Origin of the sequence: Cellulosimicrobium sp. MI9406, from assembly GCF_040595865.1 — a bacterium.
GTDB lineage: Bacteria > Actinomycetota > Actinomycetes > Actinomycetales > Cellulomonadaceae > Cellulosimicrobium > Cellulosimicrobium funkei.
Genome location: NZ_JALIZI010000006.1, coordinates 234,385 through 255,156, shown reverse-complemented (window position 1 = coordinate 255,156; position 20,772 = coordinate 234,385). Strand labels below are relative to the sequence as shown.

Here is a 20,772-nt window from a genome sequence, read left to right as displayed (position 1 = left end):
GGGCGGCATGTGGTTCTGGGTGTGGACGGTGCTCGTGGTGGGCACCCTGGTGGGCGCGTTCTTCCTCGCGCGGCGCCTGTGGCGCTCCGTCAAGGGCCTGGGGCGCGAGCTGTCGCGCGCGTCGCAGGTCGCGGCGGACCTCGGTGCGCGGACGGACGAGTTGGCGCGCGCCCAGCAGGAGGCGCAGCCCTCCACGGCGCCGACGCTGTTCGACGACCCGGTCGAGCTGCGCGCCCGGGTGGACGCGTTGCGCGCGGACCGCGAGGAGCGGCGCGTGCAGCGCCGCCGCCGCGACGAGCAGGTGTGGTCCCGCTGGCGGCGGTTCAACGCCTGACCGCCCCCGGCGAACCGTGCGCGGCGCGGTCGGACGACGCCTCGGGGCGCAGGGACCGTGACCTATGATGGCGCGAAGAGCAACGTCGCCCCTGGCCGCCCACGAGTAGGTAGTAGGTTCCCGCCGTGAACATCCTTCGTCACCCCGCGACGATCGTCGTCCTCATCCTCCTGGTCCTGCTGCTCTTCGGGTCGAAGCGGCTCCCCGACATGGCGCGCTCCGTCGGCCAGTCGCTGAAGATCTTCAAGAAGGAGGTCAAGGACCTGCGCGAGGACGACGACACGACGACGACCACGACGCCGTCGGGCACCACCGCGACGACGAGCACCGGCACCACCACCGGCGCGACGGGCACGGGTGCGACGAGCGTGACGGGGGGCACGGCGTCGTCCACGCAGGACGACACCCCCAAGGCGTAGTCGGTGTCCCGCACTCCCCGCGACCCCGAGGGGCGCATGCCCCTGCGCGAGCATCTCGTCGAGATCCGCAAGCGCCTCTTCCTCGCCGCGATCGGCATCGTCCTGGGTGCCGTCGTCGGGTGGATCGTGTACGAGCCGGTGCTGCAGGCCCTGCAGCAGCCGCTCGTCGACGCGGCCGAGCGCCGCGACGTCCTGACGGGACTGAACTTCGAGGGCGTCGCCACGGCCATCGACATGAAGGTCAAGGTCTCCCTGTTCCTCGGCGTCCTGCTGTCGAGCCCGTGGTGGCTGTACCAGCTCTTCGCGTTCATCACGCCCGGCCTGACGTCCAAGGAGAAGCGGTACGCGTTCGGGTTCATCGGCGCCGCCGTCCCGCTGTTCCTCGCCGGCGTCGCGCTCGCGTGGGTGATGCTGCCGCGCGCGGTCGCGCTCCTCAACGAGTTCGTGCCCGACGGCAGCGCGAACCTCATCAACGCCCAGATGTACCTCGGGTTCGTCATGCGCCTCATGCTCGCGTTCGGCATCGCTTTCCTCGTGCCCGTGATCATGGTCGCGCTCAACACGATGGGCGTGGTGCGCGCCGCGACGTGGCTCGCGGGGTGGCGCTGGGCCGTGCTGATCTCGTTCCTGTTCGCCGCGATCATGACGCCCACGCCCGACGTGCTGACCATGTTCTGCGTCGCGCTGCCCATCTGCGCCCTGTACTTCCTCGCCTACGGGATCTCCGTCCTGCACGACCGGCGCGTCGACCAGCGCGACGCCGCACGGCTCGCCCTGTGAGCACCACGGCCCGGCCGCGCCCCACCGGGCGCGGGGGCCGCGCGTGAGCACGGTCGCGCTCGTCGTCAACCCGACGGCCGGGCGCGGGCGGGGCCGCACCGCAGGCGCACGCACCGCCGAGGCGCTCACCGCGGCCGGGCACGACGTCCTCGACCTCAGCGCCCCCAGCCTGCCCCTCGCGCAGGAGTCCGCCGACGCCGCCGTCCGCGGCACCGGCGCGGCCGCGGGGGTGGACGCGCTCGTCGTCGTCGGCGGCGACGGCATGGTGCACCTCGGCGTCAACGCCACCGCGGGCACCGGCGTGCCGCTCGGCATCGTCGCCGTGGGGACCGGCAACGACTTCGCGCACGCCCTCGACCTACCCACCGGCCGCCCCGACCGCTGCGTCGACGCCCTCCTGGGCGCGCTCGGGCCCGCCGCGAGCGCCGGGGCGCGCGTGCGCGTGGTCGACGCCGCCCGGGTCGCGGGCGAGCACGTGCCCGTCGCGCGCTGGTACGCGGGCGTGCTGTCCGCCGGGATCGACGCCGCGGTGAACGCGCACGCCAACGCGGCGACCTGGCCGCGCGGACGGTCCCGGTACGCGCGCTCCGCGCTGACCGAGATCACCCGCTACCGGCCCTACGGGTACCGCGTCACGGTGCGCGGCGTGCCCGCGGGCGACGACGTGCCGGACGTCCTCGCCGGGGCGCCCCTGATGCCCACGCCCGACGCCGCGCAGCACCCGGACGCGGCCGGCGGCCCGGGCGGGCGGGCGTTCGTGTGGGAGTCGCCGGGCGCGCTCGTCGCCGTCGCGAACAGCCCCCGCTTCGGCGGCGGGGTCCGCGTCGCGCCCGACGCCGCGCCCGACGACGGCCTGCTGGACGTCGTCGTCGCGGGCCCGCTCGGGCGGTGGGGCGCCGCGCGCGTCTTCCCCGGCATGTACGCGGGGCGCCACCTCGCCCACCGCGCGGTCGGGACCGTGCGCGCGACGTCGGTCACGGTCGAGCCGACCACAGCAGGCGCCGCGCCGCCGCACGCGTTCGCCGACGGGGAGCACCTCGGGCCGCTGCCGCTGCGCGTCGACGTCGTCCCCGGCGCGCTGCGCGTGCTCGACGCCGCCGCCCCTACCCGCTGAGCAAGGGGGCTCTCGACCGGCGAGGTGGGCGGTGGACCGTAGGCTGACGGCATGACGGCCGACGAATCGCCCGCCGCCCGCTACGCCGCGTCCCGGGCCCGCCAGGCGGCGTCCCGCACGCGGCTCGCGGACTTCCGGCAGGTGCTCGACTTCCCCCTCGACGACTTCCAGGTGCGCGCGTGCGAGGCGCTCGAGGAGGGCCGCGGCGTGCTCGTCGCCGCGCCCACGGGCGCCGGGAAGACGGTCGTGGGCGAGTTCGCGGTCCACCTCGCCCTCGCGAGCGGGCGCAAGGCGTTCTACACCACCCCCATCAAGGCGCTGTCCAACCAGAAGTACGCCGACCTCGTTCGCCGCCACGGCGCCGACTCCGTGGGCCTGCTCACCGGTGACACGACGATCAACGGGGAGGCGCCCGTCGTCGTCATGACGACCGAGGTGCTGCGCAACATGCTCTACGCGGGGTCGCGCACCCTGGACGGGCTCGCGTACGTCGTCATGGACGAGGTGCACTACCTCGCCGACCGGTTCCGCGGGCCCGTGTGGGAAGAGGTGATCATCCACCTGCCCGACGACGTGCAGTTCGTGTCCCTGTCCGCGACCGTGTCCAACGCGGAGGAGTTCGGCGACTGGCTGGAGATGGTGCGCGGCGACACGACGGTCGTCGTCAGCGAGCGCCGGCCCGTGCCGCTGTGGCAGCACGTCCTCGTCGCGTCCGCGAACCCCGCGGCCGGGGTCGCGCACGCGGGCGGCGGACGCGCGCCCGGCGCGGACCTGCTCGACCTGTACGCCGGGACGGTGGACCCCACCGACCCGGGCGTGAACCCGCCCATCAACCCCGACCTGCTGGCCGCGTTCCGCACCGCGCCCCGCACCGGCGGCCCCGGGCCGGGCGGACGGCGAGGGTCCGGCGACCGCGGGTACCGCGGCCGCGGCGGGCGTCGCCCGGGCCCGGACCGGTCCGTCGTCGGGCGACGCACCCCCGCCCGGTTCGCCGTCGTGGACGCGCTCGACGCGGACGGGCTGCTGCCCGCGATCTACTTCATCTTCTCCCGCGCCGGGTGCGAGGGCGCCGTGCAGCAGTGCCTCACCGCCGGCCTGCGCCTGACGTCACCCGCGGAGGAGGCCGAGATCCGGCGCGTCGCGGAGGAACGCACCGCGACCATCCCCACCGAGGACCTGGAGGTCCTCGGGTACTGGACGTGGACGGAGTCCCTCGCGCGCGGCATCGCGGCCCACCACGCGGGCCTGCTGCCCGTGTTCAAGGAGACGGTCGAGGAGCTGTTCAGCCGCGGCCTCATCAAGGTCGTGTTCGCCACCGAGACCCTCGCGCTCGGCATCAACATGCCCGCCCGGTCCGTCGCGCTGGAGAAGCTCGTCAAGTGGGACGGCACCGCGCACGTCGACGTCACCCCGGGGGAGTACACCCAGCTCACCGGGCGCGCCGGGCGGCGCGGCATCGACGTCGAGGGGCACGCCGTCGTCGTCGACCACGCGGGCCTGGACCCGGTGCACCTCGCGGGCCTGGCGTCCAAGCGCCTGTACCCGCTGCGCTCGAGCTTCCGGCCCACGTACAACATGGCGGTCAACCTCGTCGCGCAGGTCGGGCGCGACCGGGCGCGCGAGGTCCTGGAGACGTCGTTCGCGCAGTTCCAGGCCGACCGGGGCGTCGTCGGCCTGGCCAAGCAGGCGCAGGCGCACGCCGAGGCCCTCGACGGGTACGCGCAGGCGATGACGTGCGACCGCGGCGACTTCGCCGAGTACGCGGCGCTGAGGCGGCGCATCACCGCGCGCGAGGGCGACCTGTCGCGCGCCGCGAGCCGGTCGCGCCGCGCCGAGGTCGTCGCCGCGTTCGAGCGCCTGCGGCCCGGGGACGTCGTCGAGGTGCCGTCCGGGCGGCGCGCGGGCTACGTCGTCGTGCTCGACCCGGGGGAGGGCGCCGGGTTCGACGGCCCGCGCCCCACCGTCCTCACGCAGGACCGCCAGGTCAAGAAGCTCACCGTCGCCGACGCACCCGGCGGGATCCGCACCGTCGCGCGCGTGCGCATCCCCAAGACGTTCAACGCGCGCGTGCCCGCCCAGCGGCGCGACCTCGCCTCCACCCTGCGCAACGCGCTCGGCGCGCTCGACGAGCCGGGCACGCGCCCCGGCCGCACCACCCGCACCCGGTCCGGCGCGACCGACGACGCCCAGCTCGCGCGCCTGCGCGCCCAGCTGCGCGCCCACCCGTGCCACGACTGCCCCGACCGGGAGGACCACGCCCGCTGGGCCGAGCGGTGGGCGCGGCTGAAGAAGGAGCACGACCAGCTCGTACGGCGCGTCGAGGGCCGCACCGGCTCCATCGCGCGCGTCTTCGACCGCATCTGCGACGTCCTCGTCACGCTCGGCTACCTCGCGCCCGCCGAGCCCGCGCAGGACCCGGCCGCACCGCTCGAGGACGCTCTCGACGAGGAGGAGACCGACACTCCTGGCGCCCCGCCCACCGGTCGCGCCGCCCGCGAGGCCGCGCGCACCGGGCTGCAGGTCACGCCCGACGGGCAGTGGCTGCGCCGCCTCTACGCAGAGAACGACCTGCTCCTGGCCGAGTGCCTGCGCCGCGGCGTGTGGGAGGACCTCGACGCCCCCGCCCTCGCCGCCGTCGTGTCCACGTGCGTGTACGCCGGGCGCCGCGAGGACCACGGCGAGCCCGACGTCCCCGGCGGCCCTCAGGGCAGGCTGGCGCGCGCGCTCGAGGCCACCACGCGCGTGTGGTCCGAGGTCGACGACCTCGAGGACGAGCACGACATCGACGCGACCGGGCCGCTCGACGAGGGCCTCGTCACCGCCGTGCACCGCTGGGCCGTCGGGCGCAGCCTCGACGCCGTGCTGCGCGGCTCCGAGATCGCGGCCGGCGACTTCGTGCGCTGGTGCAAGCAGGTCATCGACGTCCTCGACCAGGTCGCGGGCGCCGCCCCCACCCCCGAGGTGCGCCGCACCGCGCGCCAGGCGATCGACCGCCTGCGCCGCGGCGTCGTCGCCTACTCCAGCGTCTGAGCGCACCCCGCCCCGGCGGCACCCCGTCCGCCGGCCTCGCGAGGCCGGCTCACGAGGCCGGCTCGGAGGGCCGGCGCTGCGGCCGTGCGGCGTGACGTGCACGACACGCGCCCGGACCTGCGCCGACGCCGCCACCGGGCGGTGAAGCACGGCGGGTTGTGGCGGTATCGTGAAGGACTGTGGCCTCAACCCTGTACCGCGGCGGCGTGATCCACTCCCCGGCCGACCCGTTCGCGGAAGCGCTCCTCGTCGACGACGGCGTCATCGCCTGGATCGGCGCCGACGACACGGCCGACGGGCTCGCCGCCCGCGCCGACCGCGTCATCGACCTCGACGGGGCGCTCGTCGCCCCCGGGTTCGTCGACGCCCACGTCCACCTGTTCGAGGTCGGGCTCGCCCTGGCCGGCGTCGACCTGTCCGCGAGCGCCGGCGTGACGTCGCTCGCGGCCGCGCTCGACGCCGTCGCGAAGGCCGCGGCCGGTGCGCACGAGGACGACGTCGTGCTCGCCTTCGGGTGGGACGAGCGGTCCTGGCCCGAGGGGCGGCCCCCGACGCGCGAGGAGCTCGACGCCGCGGCGGGCGGCCGCGCGGTGTACGCGGCGCGGGTGGACGTGCACTCCGCGGTGGTGTCGACGACGCTCGCGCGCCGCTGCGCGCTCGAGACGCGGCCCGGGTGGGACGAGTCGGGCTGGGTCGCGGGGGAGGCGCACCACGTGGCGCGCGACGTCGCCCGGGCGGTGTCCCCGGCGCGGCGCACGGACCTGTACCGCACGGCGCTGCGGGCCGCGGCCGAGCAGGGCGTGGTGTCGGTGCACGAGATGAGCGCCCCGCACATCGACACGCGCGCCGGGCTGCGGGAGATCCTCGCCCTCACGGCGGACGCGTCGTCGGGCCTGCCGCACGTCGTGGGGTACCGGGGCGAGCTGTGCGCCACGGCCGACGACGCCCGCGCGCTCCTCGCGGACGTGCCCGGCCTCGCGGGCATCGCGGGCGACCTCAACGTCGACGGGTCGATCGGGTCCCGCACGGCGGCGATGCGGCTGCCCTACCAGGACGGGCCGGACCGCGGCGACCGCGGGAACCTCTACCTCACGGCGGAGCAGATCGCGGACCACCTGTCCGCGGTCGCGGCGGCCGGCACGCAGGGCGGGTTCCACGTCATCGGGGACCGTGCGATGGACGAGCTCGTGCGCGGGCTCGGCCTCGCGGCCGAGGCGCACGGGCAGAGCGCGGTGCGCGCGGCGCGGCACCGGGTCGAGCACGCGCTGTTCGTCGACGCGACCGCGCTCGCCACGCTCCTGCTGTACGGGGTGAGCCTGAGCATCCAGCCCGCGTTCGACGCCGCGTGGGGCGGCCCGGACGGCATGTACGCCGCGCGCGTGGGGGCGATGCGGGCGCAGGGCCTGAGCCCCTTCGCCGACCTCGCGGGGGCCGGCGTGCCGCTCGCGTTCGGGTCGGACGCGCCGGTGACGCGGATCGACCCGTGGGCGGGCGTGCTCGCCGCGATGTCGCACGTCGACCCGGACCAGCAGATCTCGGCCCGGGCCGCGTTCCGTGCGCACACGCGCGGCGGGTGGCGCATCGCCGGGCTCGACCACACCGGCGCCGGGCAGCTGCGCGTGGGGGCGCCCGCGCACCTCGCGGTGTGGCGCGGGGAGCACCTCGTGGTGCAGGGCGCGCTGGGCCGCACGACGTCGTCGTGGAGCACCGACGCGCGCGCGGGGCAGCCGCTGCTGCCCGAGCTCGGGCCGGACGTGCCGCGACCGCGGTGCCTGCAGACCGTGCGGGCCGGAGTGCCCCTGTTCGACACCTTCGTCTGATCGCTCCCGCTTGACAGGGCGGTGAGCCGGAGTAGTTTCGACAGGGTGTTCCGGCCCCCGTGGCCGCAGGGGGATCAGCCACCGACGACGACCCCTCGGCGTGCCGCGCCGGGTACCTGGCCGGGCTCGCGCGCTCAGTAGAAAACGTGCTCCGCCGGTGGCGGCGTCGTACGGGCCGAAGGGCGCGCGAGCCCGCACACCCTCCCTCCCTCCCGGCGCCCGCCGACCCTGCGCGGACGGCGGTGGCCCGCCAGGTCTTCGTGCAGGTCCGTGGCGTAGGGTGCACCCGTGCACGCCCCCGAGCCCCCGGCCGCTCCCGCCGGGCGATCCCGCCCCGCAGGCACGGCCGCCCGTGCGCCCGAGACGGGCACGCCCCGCGACCGGCAGCCCGACGCTGGACCGGACGCCGGGCCGGACGCACGGCCCGGCGGCCGACCTGAGCGCGAGGTCCCCGCGGGTCCGTCGACGGACGTCCCGTCGCGGCCCCTGACGCTCCTGCTCGCCCTGGCGGGCGGCCTGCTCACCGACACCGCGTTCCCCGACCGCGGGTGGTGGCCGCTCGCGTTCGTCGGCGTGGCCGCCCTGTTCTGGGCGCTGCGCCGCGACGGCGCGCGCTGGGGCTTCCTCGTCGGCCTGGTGTGGGGCCTGGCGTTCTTCCTGCCGCACCTGTGGTGGGCGAACTACGCGACCGAGACCGCGCCGTGGCTCGCGCTGTCCGTCATGGAAGCGTGCTTCGTCGGGCTGCTCGGTGCCGCGTGGGTCTGGGCGCGCCGCTGGTCGTGGCTCACGGGGCACCCCGGGCGGCAGGCCGTCGCGTTCGCGGTGCTGTTCGTCGGGGCCGAGCAGGCACGCACCGAGGTGCCGTTCGGCGGGTTCCCCTGGGGCCGGCTCGCGTTCTCCCAGGCGGACTCCCCGCTGGGTCGCGCGGCGTGGCTCGGGGGAGAGGTCCTCGTGTCGCTGCTCGTCGCGCTCGCCGGGTCGCTGCTCGCGGTCGCCGTGCTCGCCGTGGTGCGCCGTCGTGACATCGCGACCAGCGACGTCGTGACCGGCGCCGTCGTCCCCGTGGCCGTCGCGGCCGCGCTCGTGGTCGCACCGCTGCTCGTGCCGCTCGACACGCGCGCCGAGGCGGGCACGCTCGCCGTCGGGGCCGTGCAGGGCAACGTGGGCGAGCCCGGCCTCGGGTCGTTCGCGAACCGGGCCGAGGTGCTGAACAACCACCTGCAGGGCACGCTCGCCCTCCTCGACGACGTCGAGCCGGGCGACCTCGACGTCGTGCTGTGGCCCGAGAACGGGTCCGACCTCGACCCGCAGACCACGCCCGAGGTGGCGCGCGCCGTCGACGACGTCGCGCAGGAGATCGGCGCGCCGATCCTCGTCGGCGCGCAGGAGTACCCCGAGACCGGCGGCCGGTACAACGTGTCGCTCCTGTGGGAGCCGGGCACCGGCGTCGTCGACCGCTACGCCAAGCAGCACCCGGCGCCGTTCGGCGAGTACATCCCGCTGCGCTCCCTGCTGCGCGTGTTCTCCGACCAGGTCGACCGCGTGAGCATCGACATGATCGCGGGCACCGAGACGGGCGTCGTCAACCTCGACGCGCCCCGCCTGGGGCGCACGGTGCCGCTCGGCGTCGTCATCTGCTTCGAGGTCGCCTACGACGGCCTCGTCGACGACGCGGTCGACGCGGGCGCCGAGCTGCTCGTCGTGCCGACCAACAACGCCTCGTTCGGGTACACCGCAGAATCGACGCAGCAGCTCGCGATGTCGCGGCTGCGCGCCGTGTCGACGGGCCGCGCGACCGTGCAGGTCTCGACCGTCGGCGTGAGCGGCGTCATCGCCCCCGACGGCACGCTCCTGCAGAGCACGGGCCTGTTCACCGCCGACCAGATGGTCGCCGACCTGCCCCTGCGCACGAGCCTCACGCCCGCCGTGCGGGCCGGAGACTGGCCGGGCCGCGTCGTCGAGCTCCTCGCCCTCGGGCTCCTCGCCGCGGGCGTCGTCACCGTCGTCCGCGAGCGCCGCACCCGGACCGCCCCGGCGCCGGCCGGGGACGAGGCGCCGTGAGCCCGCGCGCGGGGGAGGGCGGCGTCCCGGGCGGGCGCGTGCTCGTCGTCGTGCCGACGTACGACGAGGCGCTGACCCTGCCGGGCACGCTCGCGCGCCTGCGCGCCGCGGTGCCGGACGCGGACGTGCTCGTCGTGGACGACGCGAGCCCGGACGGGACGGGCGACCTCGCCGACGCCGCGGCCGCCGTCGACCCGGGCGTGCACGTGCTGCACCGGGCCGGGAAGGAGGGCCTGGGCGCCGCGTACGTCGCGGGGTTCGGGTGGGGGCTGGACGCCGGGTACGACGTGCTCGTGGAGATGGACGCCGACGGCTCCCACCAGCCAGAGCAGCTGCCGTCCCTGCTCGCCGCCCTCGGCCCGGCCACGGCGGACGGCGCGCACGGCGGCGCGGACCTCGTCATCGGGTCGCGCTGGGTCCCGGGCGGGCGCGTGGAGAACTGGCCGCGGCACCGCGAGGTGCTCTCGCGCGCGGGCAACGCGTACGTGCGCCTCGCGCTGGGGCTGCACCTGGGCGACGCGACGGCGGGCTACCGCGCCTACCGGGCGTCCGCGCTGCGCGCCGTCGACCTCGCGAGCGTGGAGTCGCACGGGTACTGCTTCCAGGTCGACATGGCGTGGCGGGTCGTGCGGACGGGTGGCCGCGCGACGGAGGTGCCGATCACGTTCGTCGAGCGCACGGCGGGGCGGTCGAAGATGAGCCGCGCGATCGTCACCGAGGCGCTGTGGAAGGTCACGGTCTGGGGTGCCCGACGGCGCGCGGCCCAGCTCGCGAGCCTCGCGCGGTCGGTCGCGGGGCGGAGCGGCACGCGCTGAGACGTCCCCGCGGTGAGACGTCCCCGCGGTGATGGCCGCGACACAGAGAGGCCCGGACCCCCTCGCGGGGGTCCGGGCCTCTCGTGACGGGTGCGGCGAGGCGTCAGGCGCTGCGGCGCAGCTTGCCGGCGCGCAGCAGGCCGAGGCGCTCGTCGAGGAGCTCCTCGAGCTCGGAGATGGTGCGGCGCTCGAGCAGCATGTCCCAGTGGGTGCGGGCGGGCTTGCCGGCCTTGGGCTCGGGGCGCTCCGCGTCGCGCAGCAGCGCCTCGGCGCCGCAGCGGCACTCCCACACCGGGGGGACCTCGGCGTCGGTCGAGAACGGCAGGATGATGGTGTGCCCGTTGGGGCAGTCGTAGTGCGCCTGGAAGCGGGGGGCGAAGTCGACGCCCTCGTCCGACTCCATGCTCTTCGCACCGATGCTCATCCCGCGCAGCGAACGGTCGGCCATGGTGTCCTCCTGAGGGGTCTTCGGGGGTGGGTGGGCTCGCCCGGTGGGGGTGCGGGCAGCGGCCCGGTCTACGAGAGGCAACGCCTCACGTGCGGTCGGTGTTCCGACACGCCGTGAAGGTCCGGTGAACGTCGCGGGGCCTCACGACCTGGTGGCCCCCGCGGTGCGTCGTGCCGGCCCGCCTCGGCGCGCCGTCCCAGGCTCCCGGGTTTCGATGCCCCGCGCAACTCCGCGGCCCCCGCCCGGCCCCGGACGTGTGCACGCTCACACCTCGTGGCCCGGGGTGCGGGAACAAACCCGGGGTGAGCCCGGTTGAGCGGCATGTACATGCAAACGCATCGACCTAGGACTCACGGGAGCACACCATGCAGTTCGGCATCTTCACCGTCGGCGACGTCACGACGGACCCCACGACGGGCCGGACCCCCGACGACACCGAGCGCGTGCGGTCCATGCTGACGATCGCGAAGCACGCGGACGAGGCGGGGCTGGACGTCTTCGCCACGGGGGAGCACCACAACCCGCCGTTCGTCCCGTCCTCGCCGACGACCATGCTCGGCTACCTGACGGGCGTGACGAAGAACATCGTCCTGTCGACCTCGACCACGCTCATCACGACGAACGACCCGGTGCGCCTCGCGGAGGAGTACGCGATGCTCCAGGTCATCTCCGACGGCCGCATGGACCTCATGATGGGCCGCGGCAACACCGGCCCGGTGTACCCGTGGTTCGGGCAGGACATCCGGCAGGGCATCCCGCTCGCGATCGAGAACTACGCGCTGCTGCGCCGGCTGTGGACCGAGGACGTCGTGGACTGGGAGGGCAAGTTCCGCACCCCGCTCCAGGGCTTCACCTCGACGCCGCGGCCGCTGGACGGCGTCCCGCCGTTCGTGTGGCACGGGTCGATCCGCAGCCCCGAGATCGCCGAGCAGGCCGCCTACTACGGTGACGGGTTCTTCCACAACAACATCTTCTGGCCCATGAGCCACACGAAGCAGATGGTGCAGTTCTACCGTCAGCGCTGGGAGCACCACGGCCACGGCCCCGCGGACACCGCGATCGTCGGGCTCGGCGGCCAGGTGTTCATGCGCAAGGACTCCCAGAAGGCGTGGGACGAGTTCCGCCCCTACTTCGACAACGCGCCCGTCTACGGGCACGGGCCCTCGATGGAGGACTTCACGCGCGAGACGCCGCTCACCGTCGGCTCGCCGCAGCAGGTCATCGACCGGTACGCCGCGATGCGCGACCACGTGGGCGACTACCAGCGTCAGCTGTTCCTCGTCGACCACGCGGGCCTGCCGCTCAAGACCGTGCTCGAGCAGATCGACCTCCTCGCGGGCGAGGTCGTGCCCGTGCTGCGCAAGGAGATGGAGGCCGTCCGCCCCGCGCACGTGCCGGCGAACCCGCCGAGCCACGCCGAGCGCGTCGCGGCCGCCCGCGCGGCCGGGACCGAGGGCGCCGCGCACGTCGGCGGCACCGAGGACCTGTGGACCGGGCGCACCGCCGAGGACGACACCCGCACCGCCACCGCCGGTGCCGCGTTCGGCCTGTGACACCGGCGACACCCGCGCCGTGACCACGGGCCCGACGGCGTACGGTCGAGGAGTGCCCCGCACCCGCGACCGGCCGCCGTCGGGCACGGTAGTACCCGGCCCGCGACGGGCCGCACCCCGCACCGCACGTCAGCACCTCAGGAGCACCGCATGACCGCCAGCACCCCCGCCCCGGACCGCCGCCTCGTCGTGGTGTCCGCCGGGCTGTCCAAGCCGTCCTCCACGCGCCTGCTCGCCGACCGGCTCGGCGAGGCCACGGTGCGCGAGCTGCAGGGCCTCGGCGTGAGCGCCGAGATCGAGACCGTCGAGCTGCGCGACCACGCGCACGCCGTCGTCGACGCCATGCTCACCGGCTTCCCGACCGGCGACCTCGCGGGCGTGCTCGAGCGCCTCACCGCCGCCGACGGGATCGTCGTGACCACCCCGCTGTTCACCACCACGTACTCCGGGCTGCTCAAGTCGTTCGTCGACGTCCTCGACAAGGACTCGCTCACCGGCACGCCCGTCCTGCTCGGCGCGACCGGCGGCACCGCCCGCCACTCGCTCGCGCTCGAGTACTCGCTGCGCCCCCTGTTCACCTACCTGCGGGCCGACGTCGCCACGACGTCCGTGTTCGCCGCCACCGACGACTGGGCGGCCGCCGAGGGCGACTCCGGGGGCGGCCTGCCCGCCCGCATCGCCCGCGCGGGCCGCGAGCTCGCGGAGAAGGTCGCGCTGCGCAAGAACACCGGCCCCGCCGACCCGTTCGCCGGCACGCCCGACTTCACCGCCCTGCTCGGCGGCCTGTGACCTCCTGACCGCGCGCCCCGGCCACCGGTGCTCCGGCCGGGGCGCGCACCCCTGCCCGACCTGCGACGACACCCCGCCCGCACCGCGACCCGCCTTGCCCCCGGCAGGCCCGTCGCGGCAGGATCGGGGGACCGACGACGACAGGGGAGCACCATGAGCCGCAGCACCACCGAGGACCAGGCCGCGCGACCCGGCGACCCGGCGCAGGCCGCGCGGCCCGCCGCCCCGCAGACCCTCGCCGTCCCCGTCGTCGAGGCCCTCGCCGACCACGCGCCCCGCCCCGACCAGGACGTCGCGGCCCCGCCCCGGCGCCGCCCCGTCGGCATCGTCCGGGCACCGCAGCCCACCCCCGACGCCGCCCGCTTCACCGCCGCACCCCGGTACCCCGCCATGTTCCACGTCGCCGGGGGTCGCCTCGTGTGGGACGGCACCCGCCTGCGCCTCGTGCGCGGCGACGACACCGTCCTGCAACCCGCCGGGCGGCCCGTCGTCACCGTCACCGGCGACGGCCCCACCGTCGCCGTCACCTGGCGCGACGACCAGCACCCCACCGCCCGCGCCACGCGCGCCGTCCTGCTCGAGGGCTCCTCCGCCCGGTTCGCGCGCTTCGCCCGCTCGCTCGCCGCCACCCGCCCCGGCGCCATCGAGCTCGACGACCGCACCGTGCCCTCCGCCCGCGTCCCGCACCTGCGCCCCGACCACGCCGGGACCACCCGCCGACCCGGCGTGTTCACCCGCGCCCTGTGGCGCGTCGTCGGGCGGGCCACCACCGACCCGGCACCCACCGGCAGGGGAGCGGACCTCGTCACCCGGCTCGAACGCCTCGCCGTCCTCCACCGCGCCGGAGACCTCACCGACACCGAGTACGCCCGCGCCAAGCAGGCCCTGCTCGACTGACCGGCCCGACCGACGGAGGAGCGCGTCAGTCCCCGGCCGGACCCCACCCGGTCACGTCGACCTCCGTCATCACCGACCGGCCGTCACGGAAGTCTCCGTACCGCGCCCACGCCAGGGTCACCCGCAGCAGCACGATGCCGTCGTCCCCCAACGACCCCGCGAACTGCGGGAACGCCGCCGCGTACGCCGCGGCGCAGCGCCGCCGGTCCGCACCGGCCGGGACGTCCGCGACACCCTCGCACTGCACGGTCGTCCCGTCCGTCCCCCCGACCGTCACGGCGACGCGCGGGTCCCGGGCCACGTTCGCCACCTTGCGGGACGACGCGCGCGCGTCGAACACCAGCTCACCCGCGTCCGTCGCCGCCACCGCGAGGAACGCCGCCTGCGGGCCACCGTCATGACCGAGGGACGCCACGACCCCCCACCCCTGAGAACGGACGAAGCCGACGAACGCTGCACGATCCATGCCGACACCGTAGCGCCCGGTATCGCCCGAGCAGAGACGCCGAGGACACCGAAGACCCCACGACCCGAAATCGCTGGACCGCCGGGCACAGCGCCTGACACCGTCGCACGATGACGGACTCCCGCACCGACCACGCCGGCACCGACCAGGAACGCCTCTGGGACGCCGACGCCGCCGCGCGGTACGACACCCCCGGCGAGGGCATGTTCGCCCCCGACACCCTCGACCCCGCCGTGGACCGGCTCGCGGCGCTCGCGGGCCAGGGGAGCGCGGTCGAGCTCGCGGTCGGCACGGGCCGGGTCGCGATCCCGCTCGCCGCGCGCGGCGTGCCCGTGACCGGCATCGAGATCTCCCGGCACATGGTCGCCCGGCTGCGCGAGAAGGCCGACGAGACGACCCTCCCCGTCGTCGTCGGCGACATGGCCACCGCGAGGGTGCCGGGGGAGCACACGCTCGTCTACCTCGTGGACAACACGATCTCCAACCTGCTCACCCAGGACGCCCAGGTCGAGTGCTTCCGCAACGCCGCACGTCATCTCGCCCCAGGAGGTCGGTTCGTCGTCGAGCTCTGGGTCCCCGAGCTGCGCGCCCTGCCGCCGGGTCGCACCGCGACCGTCTGGCTCGCCGAGCCCGGCCACCTCGGCGTCGACACCTACGACGTCCTGCACCAGCGCGTCGTGTCCCACCACGTCCGGTTCGACGACGACGGCCACGCCACCGTGGACCGCACACCCCACCGGTACGTCTGGCCCGCCGAGCTCGACCTCATGGCCCGCCTCGCCGGGCTCGAGCTCGAGACCCGCCACGCCGGATGGGCGGGGGAGCCGTTCACTGCAGAGTCGCCCTCCCACGTGTCCGTGTACCGGCGCCCACCCCGACCAGCCCTCGCGACGTGATATCCATCCTCGATGGACCTGTCCCGCCGCCGGACCCGACCCGTGCTCCTCGTCGGCGCCGCGCTCCTGGCCCTCGCCGCCTGCTCCGGGCCCGTGACACCCCAGGACCTCGTCACCCGCCTCGCCGACCCAGCCACCCCTGACGACGCCCTCGCCGACACGATGACGCCCGACGAGATGGACCCCGGCACGGCACGACGCCTCGGCGAGCTCGACGGCGCCACCTTCTACGCCGGGTCGGGCACCCGCGACGGGCAGGACGTCGTCTGCCTCGTCACCGTCGTCGAAGGCGACACCCCGGGCGACGACGCCGGAGCCTCCACCTGCGGCCTCGTCACCGACCTCGACGACGGCCACCTCCACGTGGAGTACGGCGACGCCCAGACCCTCGTCACCGCCACCCTCGTCCCCGACGGGCTCCCCACCGACCCCGACCTCACCCGGATCACGCCCAACCTCGCCGCCCAGGTGACACGCACCACCTGACTCCACGCACCACAGCAAGGCCACCCGCGCTCACCCCGCCAGCGACGCCTCGACCACCGCCAGGTCCCGCACCGCGAACCGGTGGTGCTCCCACTCCTCCTCGAGGATCACGTGCAGGCACGACAGCGTCGTCTCCGGATACTCCGGCGACCACGGGTTGCGACGCACCACCCCCAACGACTCCGGCGTCACCCCCGCCAGGAAGTCCCGCACCATCGCCACCCGTCCCGCCCGCGCCTCCAGCACCTCACCGAACGACGGCGTCCCCACAACGAACAGCGACAGGTCCAACCCGTCCTCCGCCGCCTGCGGGCCCGGCTGCCCCAGAGGATGGAACGGCTGCTCCACCCCCAGCACCGCACGCCCCAGCCACGCGTCCGTCGCCAGCACCAGGTGCCGCACCGTCTGCGCGAACGACCACTCACCGTCCACCGACACGTCCACGGCGCTCGCGGGCAGCGCCGCCACCCGCTCCAGCGTCGTCGCCCACGTGGACTCCAGCGCCGCCCACGCCGCCCGCAAACCCTCCGGGTCCGCCGCCCGCCGCAGCTCCCGGCCCGGGAAGCGCCGGTCCAGCTCCGCCTCCACGAACCCCCGCACGTCCACCCCGTTCACCAGCACCGGAGCATCGCCGTCCGACAACCACGGCGCGTCGACGTCCAGACCCTCCACCTGCGCACCCCGCACCACGACCCCGGACAGGTCCGCCTCCACGAACCGCGCGCCCCGCAGATCCACACCCTCGAACGTCGCACCCCGCAGATCGTCAGAACGGGTGAACCGGACCATGAGCGCCTCCTCGAGAACGGCCCGCCCGACAGGACACGCCAGACCCGGGGGAGAGGACCCTTCGCGCCGACGACACGGCACGAAGGTCCCGGCCCGGGGGAGAGGCCTCAGACCTCCCGGACGGACGACGAACGGGGACGTTCGCACCGTACGCCGCCCGACCCTCGCCCCACCAGAGCCCCCCGGCCGTCGGCCCCACGACCTGGCCCACGCGCCCCCCGGGCTGGTGCCCCGACACCGGGCCGGGGGAGCATCGCACCATGCCGATCCTGCCCACCGACCGAGACCCCCGCCTCGTCACCATCCGACGCGGAGGCACCCTCACCGACGAGCACCACCACCAGATCGCCCGATGGGCCGTCGACTGCGCCGAGCACGTCCTGCCGATCTTCGAACGCGCACGACCCGACGACACCCGACCCCGAGACGCCCTCGACGTCGCCCACGCCTGGATCCGCGGAGACGTCCCCATGAAGACCGCCCACACCACTGCTTTCATCGCGAACGCCGCCGGCCGCGACCAGGCCGCACCCGTCAAGTACGCGGCGCTCGCGGCCGGCCAGGCCGTCGCCGTGGCGCACGTCGCCGCCCACGGGCTGGGCGCGGCGGCGTACGCGATCCGCGCGGCTGCCGCGGACGCCGCAGCACGGGGGGAGGACGCCGAGGCGGCGCGCCTCGCGGAACGGGACCGGCAGCGCGGGCGCATCCCGGCCGAGCTGCGCGAGCTCGTGCTCGACGACCAGCGGCGTCGCAGCGCGATCTGCTGGCACGTGTTCGACGACTGACCCCGAGCCCGGCTCGGACGGGTTCGACCGTGGTGTCACGAGCGCGGACGAACGTGGTGGCTCAGCGCAGGAGGTCCTCGTACGCGACGAGCGGGATCCGGCCGTCCGCCGCGGCGGCGACCTGCTCGTCACCGGCCACGAGGACGTCGGCCTGGAGCGTCGCGACCGCGACGTACTCGGTGGCCGACGTGTCGTCGGCGTCGAGCTCGCGCGCGATGCGGAACGCCGTCGCGCGCGAGACCCGGTCACCGAGCAGACGGATCCGCAGCGACGCGACACCTTCGAGACGCTCGCGCGCCGTCTTGTCGTCGAGGGCGCCGCGGCGCACGTCCTGGTACAGCATCGACAGCGCGTGGCTGCGCAGGACGGACGGCCCGACGAGCGGGCGTCGCGCACCGAGGGTCACGTCGTCGTGCACGAGGCGCAGCGCGGTGACCGCGTCGATCGCGCAGCGGGTGGACGGTTCCAGGCCGGCGGATCCCATGCGGCCAGTACACACCCGGGGACCCACGCACGCGGGCTACGGAGAGGTCTGCAGGGCAGCTCTCACACCGCTCAACGTTGCGCCGATAATACACATTATGTCATTTAACGGGAAGGAAGCGTCCTCCAGCGCATCACGAGGCGCCCCGGTGGGCTCCCCTTCGTCATGAGCACGACGACGTACGCACCGCAGATTCTCGCCCCGGCCGCCCACAACGCCGACCGCCGAGCGGCTCGCCGCGCCGTGCGATCCCTGCAGCGTGCGTCGCGGTCCGGTATCGGCGCGTCCGTCGCACCGGCGCCCTCGAAATCCGTCTCGGCATCTTCGGGCGCGTCGACCTCGGTGTTCACGGCCGCCGCACCGGACGCCCGTCGGTCTGGACGCGTCCTGACGACGTGCGCGACGCTCGCCTGGCTGCCGGTGCTCGTGCTGACCGTCCTGACGTTCGTGCTGGTCGGCGCCATCGGCGGCCTCGCGGCGGCCGGCGTGTGGACCTGGCGCACGGTGTCCCCCGTGCAGGCCCGGCCCACGAACGATGCCGACCAGCGTGCCGACCGGCCATCGTCCGCGAGTTCGCCACAGCCCGTCGCAGCGCCGGGCAGCCGCCGGGTGGTTCGGGACCGCACCATCGGCTACGATGCCTAGAATCGGACATAGACCCCAAACCATTGTGTTTAGGTCAACACCATGGTGATGCGCGAGTGCGTGCGGTGACCGCGCGGCGTCCGCCGCTTCTCGGGTCGCCCTCCCGCTGCCGAGCGTGCCCGAGTCATCGATCTCCGCCCCAGGTGCCGCTCCCCCTGCGTCACGGTGCACGCCGTCCGCCGCGACGCTCCCCTCGACACCACCGTCCTCCGGGCCGTGTGCCACCCTGTCCCGGTGCCCGACGCTCCCCGACCGCTCCTCGCTCCCCCGCTGCCCGACCTCGTCGGTGTGCGCGAACGCACCGTGCACGTCGTGACCCACCCGGAGGCGACGCACCACGTCGACGGACTCGTCGGCGGCCAGCACGACTCCGACCTCACGCCCGCCGGGCTGCGGCAGGCGCACCTCGTCGCGGCGGCGCTGCGCGCGCGTGTCCCGGCCGGTGCGAGCACGGACGTCGTCACGTCCGACCTCCTGCGCACGCGCCGCACCGCGACCGCGGTCGCCGACGCGCTCGGCGCGGCGGTGCGCCTCGACCCGCGGCTGCGCGAGGCGTCCTACGGCGAGGCCGGCGGTCGCCCCCAGGCGTGGCTCGACGCACGGTTCGTCCCGCCGCCCGCCACGGGCGACCGCCTGCGGCACGACGTCGGTGTCGCCGGCGCCGAGACCCGCCTCGACGTCGCGCTGCGCGTGTACGCGGCGACGACGGACCTCCTGCGGCGGGACGTGGACCACCAGGTCGTCGTGACGCACGGGTTCGCCGCCACGTTCGTCGTCGCGGCCTGGATCGGGATGCCCGTCGACGCCGCGGGGCACGTCGCCTTCCCGGTGCCCTCGGGCAGCATCACGACGCTGCGCGAGGACGGCTACTTCCACAACCGTGCCGTCGTCGCCCTGGGCGACGTCGCGCATCTCGCCGCGGGCTCCGGGGCGCGGGACTGACGACCACGAGAGCGTCGGTGCAGGTCAGCGCGCCGCAGGCGGGCAGCGCTGTGGGTGGCGCGTCCTAGGCTGACGGCGACCCGTCCCCCAGGAGGCCCGCACCATGGTCGCCCCGCCCCGCCTCGAGCGGATCACCGTCGCCGAGGCAGCCGACCGCTATCTCGCGTCCGTCGCCGCGCAGACCCTGCGCGGCATCCTGTCTCCCACGACGCGCCGCAGCTACGAGCGGGACGTCGCGGAGTTCGCGCGCCTCGCGGGACCTGCGCGCATCCTGGACGACGTCACGGGCGAGGACGTCGACGACGTGCTGCTGCGCTACCAGACCACGCCCGACGGCCGGTACGCCGACGCGTCGCGCAAGCCCGGCAGCACGGGCCGCTCGGCAGCGACGGTGAACCGGTTCCGGCAGTCGGTGACGCGCTTCTTCGGGCACGCCGCGCGCGAGGGCTGGGTGCAGGCCGACCCGATGCAGTGGGCCGCTCCCCCGGCCCGCCTGCGCGACGGTCTGCGTGTCGCACGCACCGCGCTGTCCGCGGGCTCGGCGGCGTCGCTGCTCGAGGTGTCCGCCGCCCGCGCACCCGGGGAGGCCGCCGTCTCGCGCCGCGACCAGGACCTCCAGCTCCGTGACCGCCTCGTCGTCGCGCTCCTCCTCGTCCTCGGCCCGCGGGTGTCCGAGCTCGAGCGCGCGAACCTCGACGACTTCTCCCGCGAACCGGACCAGACGCGGTGGCGCATCCAGGGCAAGGGCGGCCACGTCCGCACCGTCACGCTCTCTCCCCCGCTCGCGGACGCGCTCGAGGAGTACCTGGCGCGCTTGCGCCCGACGCTCCTCGCCCGCCGGCCCGACGACCCGGACGCGCAGCGCGCCCTCCTGCTGTCGTGGCGGGGCCGCCGGATCGACGCCCAGGCCGTGCGCGGGCTGCTGCGGCGCTGCGTCGAACGCATGCCCGCGCAGTACCGTCGCGAGGCGACGCCGCACGCGCTGCGCCACACGACCGCGACGCTGCTCGCCGCGGAGGGCTGGGACGTCAAGGTCGTCGCGGAGCTCCTCGGGCACGCGTCCATCGCGACCACCGGCGTCTACCTCGACCGCATCGAGGGCGAGCTGGCGGCCGCGATCCGGGCCCACCCGCTCTCTGCGGCGCTCGAACCCAGCGAGGCCTGACCGGCCCACCACGCGGGCGGTGACCTGAAGGGCGCTGACACCCGGCCCGGCGGG

The 20,772-nt window shown here is 75.4% G+C and carries 21 protein-coding genes; 17 read left to right on the top strand and 4 right to left on the bottom strand.

The genetic code is table 11. From position 1 onward, the window contains the following. Positions 1 to 7 precede the first annotated feature (7 nt). From MT994_RS13205 to MT994_RS13170, 8 genes are all read left to right on the top strand, one after another. Positions 8 to 334, top strand: coding sequence for a hypothetical protein (locus MT994_RS13205; RefSeq protein ID WP_354806602.1), 327 nt, complete (start codon positions 8 to 10; stop codon positions 332 to 334). Between the two features lie 125 nt (positions 335 to 459). After that, entirely contained in the window at positions 460 to 753 is a 294-nt protein-coding gene (gene tatA, locus MT994_RS13200) for a Sec-independent protein translocase subunit TatA (RefSeq protein WP_043660072.1), read from the top strand. A 36-nt stretch (positions 754 to 789) separates the two neighbouring features. After that, the gene (gene tatC / locus MT994_RS13195) at positions 790 to 1,533 is read left to right on the top strand and encodes a twin-arginine translocase subunit TatC (RefSeq protein ID WP_074806442.1); all 744 of its coding nucleotides are present in this window, start codon (positions 790 to 792) and stop codon (positions 1,531 to 1,533) included. 43 nt (positions 1,534 to 1,576) lie between these two features. Further along, entirely contained in the window at positions 1,577 to 2,647 is a 1,071-nt protein-coding gene (locus MT994_RS13190) for a diacylglycerol kinase family protein (RefSeq protein ID WP_354806600.1), read from the top strand. Positions 2,648 to 2,698: 51 nt separating this feature from the next. Then, on the top strand, positions 2,699 to 5,677 hold the full coding sequence (locus MT994_RS13185; RefSeq protein ID WP_354806599.1) for a DEAD/DEAH box helicase: 2,979 nt from the start codon (positions 2,699 to 2,701) through the stop codon (positions 5,675 to 5,677). A 179-nt stretch (positions 5,678 to 5,856) separates the two neighbouring features. Continuing rightward, positions 5,857 to 7,497, top strand: a complete 1,641-nt coding sequence (locus MT994_RS13180; protein ID WP_354806597.1) for an amidohydrolase family protein — start codon at positions 5,857 to 5,859, stop codon at positions 7,495 to 7,497. Positions 7,498 to 7,785: 288 nt separating this feature from the next. Continuing rightward, on the top strand, positions 7,786 to 9,558 hold the full coding sequence (lnt, locus tag MT994_RS13175; protein WP_354806596.1) for an apolipoprotein N-acyltransferase: 1,773 nt from the start codon (positions 7,786 to 7,788) through the stop codon (positions 9,556 to 9,558). Continuing rightward, positions 9,555 to 10,373, top strand: coding sequence for a polyprenol monophosphomannose synthase (locus MT994_RS13170; RefSeq protein ID WP_354806594.1), 819 nt, complete (start codon positions 9,555 to 9,557; stop codon positions 10,371 to 10,373). Before lnt ends, MT994_RS13170 begins: the two co-directional genes overlap by 4 nt. A gap of 103 nt (positions 10,374 to 10,476) precedes the next feature. On the opposite strand, the gene MT994_RS13165 is transcribed toward MT994_RS13170, so the two are convergent. Continuing rightward, the gene (locus MT994_RS13165; RefSeq protein WP_021483180.1) at positions 10,477 to 10,821 is read right to left on the bottom strand and encodes an RNA polymerase-binding protein RbpA; all 345 of its coding nucleotides are present in this window, start codon (positions 10,819 to 10,821) and stop codon (positions 10,477 to 10,479) included. Positions 10,822 to 11,186: 365 nt separating this feature from the next. Between MT994_RS13165 and MT994_RS13160 the strand changes: the two genes are divergently transcribed. The 3 genes from MT994_RS13160 (at position 11,187) to MT994_RS13150 (ending at position 14,060) form a co-directional block, all read left to right on the top strand. Next, on the top strand, positions 11,187 to 12,374 hold the full coding sequence (locus MT994_RS13160; protein ID WP_034656123.1) for an LLM class flavin-dependent oxidoreductase: 1,188 nt from the start codon (positions 11,187 to 11,189) through the stop codon (positions 12,372 to 12,374). A 150-nt stretch (positions 12,375 to 12,524) separates the two neighbouring features. Next, entirely contained in the window at positions 12,525 to 13,163 is a 639-nt protein-coding gene (locus MT994_RS13155) for an FMN reductase (protein WP_043651674.1), read from the top strand. A gap of 153 nt (positions 13,164 to 13,316) precedes the next feature. Beyond that, the gene (locus MT994_RS13150; RefSeq protein ID WP_354806592.1) at positions 13,317 to 14,060 is read left to right on the top strand and encodes a hypothetical protein; all 744 of its coding nucleotides are present in this window, start codon (positions 13,317 to 13,319) and stop codon (positions 14,058 to 14,060) included. Between the two features lie 25 nt (positions 14,061 to 14,085). Here the strand turns inward: MT994_RS13150 and MT994_RS13145 are convergent, their stop codons facing one another. Next, complete coding sequence (locus MT994_RS13145; RefSeq protein ID WP_354806590.1) at positions 14,086 to 14,526, bottom strand: pyridoxamine 5'-phosphate oxidase family protein; 441 nt, start codon at positions 14,524 to 14,526, stop codon at positions 14,086 to 14,088. 110 nt (positions 14,527 to 14,636) lie between these two features. On the opposite strand from MT994_RS13145, the gene MT994_RS13140 reads away from it, so the two are divergent. Beyond that, on the top strand, positions 14,637 to 15,422 hold the full coding sequence (locus tag MT994_RS13140; protein ID WP_354806589.1) for a class I SAM-dependent methyltransferase: 786 nt from the start codon (positions 14,637 to 14,639) through the stop codon (positions 15,420 to 15,422). A 12-nt stretch (positions 15,423 to 15,434) separates the two neighbouring features. Beyond that, on the top strand, positions 15,435 to 15,908 hold the full coding sequence (locus MT994_RS13135; RefSeq protein ID WP_354806587.1) for a hypothetical protein: 474 nt from the start codon (positions 15,435 to 15,437) through the stop codon (positions 15,906 to 15,908). Between the two features lie 30 nt (positions 15,909 to 15,938). Here the strand turns inward: MT994_RS13135 and MT994_RS13130 are convergent, their stop codons facing one another. After that, entirely contained in the window at positions 15,939 to 16,697 is a 759-nt protein-coding gene (locus MT994_RS13130; RefSeq protein ID WP_354806585.1) for a DinB family protein, read from the bottom strand. A 260-nt stretch (positions 16,698 to 16,957) separates the two neighbouring features. Here MT994_RS13130 and MT994_RS13125 point away from each other — a divergent pair, with 260 nt between their 5' ends. Continuing rightward, complete coding sequence (locus MT994_RS13125; protein WP_354806584.1) at positions 16,958 to 17,482, top strand: putative immunity protein; 525 nt, start codon at positions 16,958 to 16,960, stop codon at positions 17,480 to 17,482. Between the two features lie 61 nt (positions 17,483 to 17,543). Here the strand turns inward: MT994_RS13125 and MT994_RS13120 are convergent, their stop codons facing one another. Next, positions 17,544 to 17,966 (bottom strand): hypothetical protein, encoded by a 423-nt coding sequence (locus tag MT994_RS13120; protein ID WP_021483261.1) that lies wholly within the window; start codon positions 17,964 to 17,966, stop codon positions 17,544 to 17,546. Between the two features lie 165 nt (positions 17,967 to 18,131). Between MT994_RS13120 and MT994_RS13115 the strand changes: the two genes are divergently transcribed. The 3 genes from MT994_RS13115 to MT994_RS13105 all read left to right on the top strand — a co-directional run bounded on the left by MT994_RS13115 (position 18,132) and on the right by MT994_RS13105 (position 20,718). Beyond that, positions 18,132 to 18,611, top strand: coding sequence for a hypothetical protein (locus MT994_RS13115; protein ID WP_354806582.1), 480 nt, complete (start codon positions 18,132 to 18,134; stop codon positions 18,609 to 18,611). 234 nt (positions 18,612 to 18,845) lie between these two features. Further along, the gene (locus MT994_RS13110; protein ID WP_354806580.1) at positions 18,846 to 19,553 is read left to right on the top strand and encodes a histidine phosphatase family protein; all 708 of its coding nucleotides are present in this window, start codon (positions 18,846 to 18,848) and stop codon (positions 19,551 to 19,553) included. A gap of 103 nt (positions 19,554 to 19,656) precedes the next feature. Then, the gene (locus MT994_RS13105; RefSeq protein ID WP_354806578.1) at positions 19,657 to 20,718 is read left to right on the top strand and encodes a tyrosine-type recombinase/integrase; all 1,062 of its coding nucleotides are present in this window, start codon (positions 19,657 to 19,659) and stop codon (positions 20,716 to 20,718) included. Positions 20,719 to 20,772 lie beyond the last annotated feature (54 nt).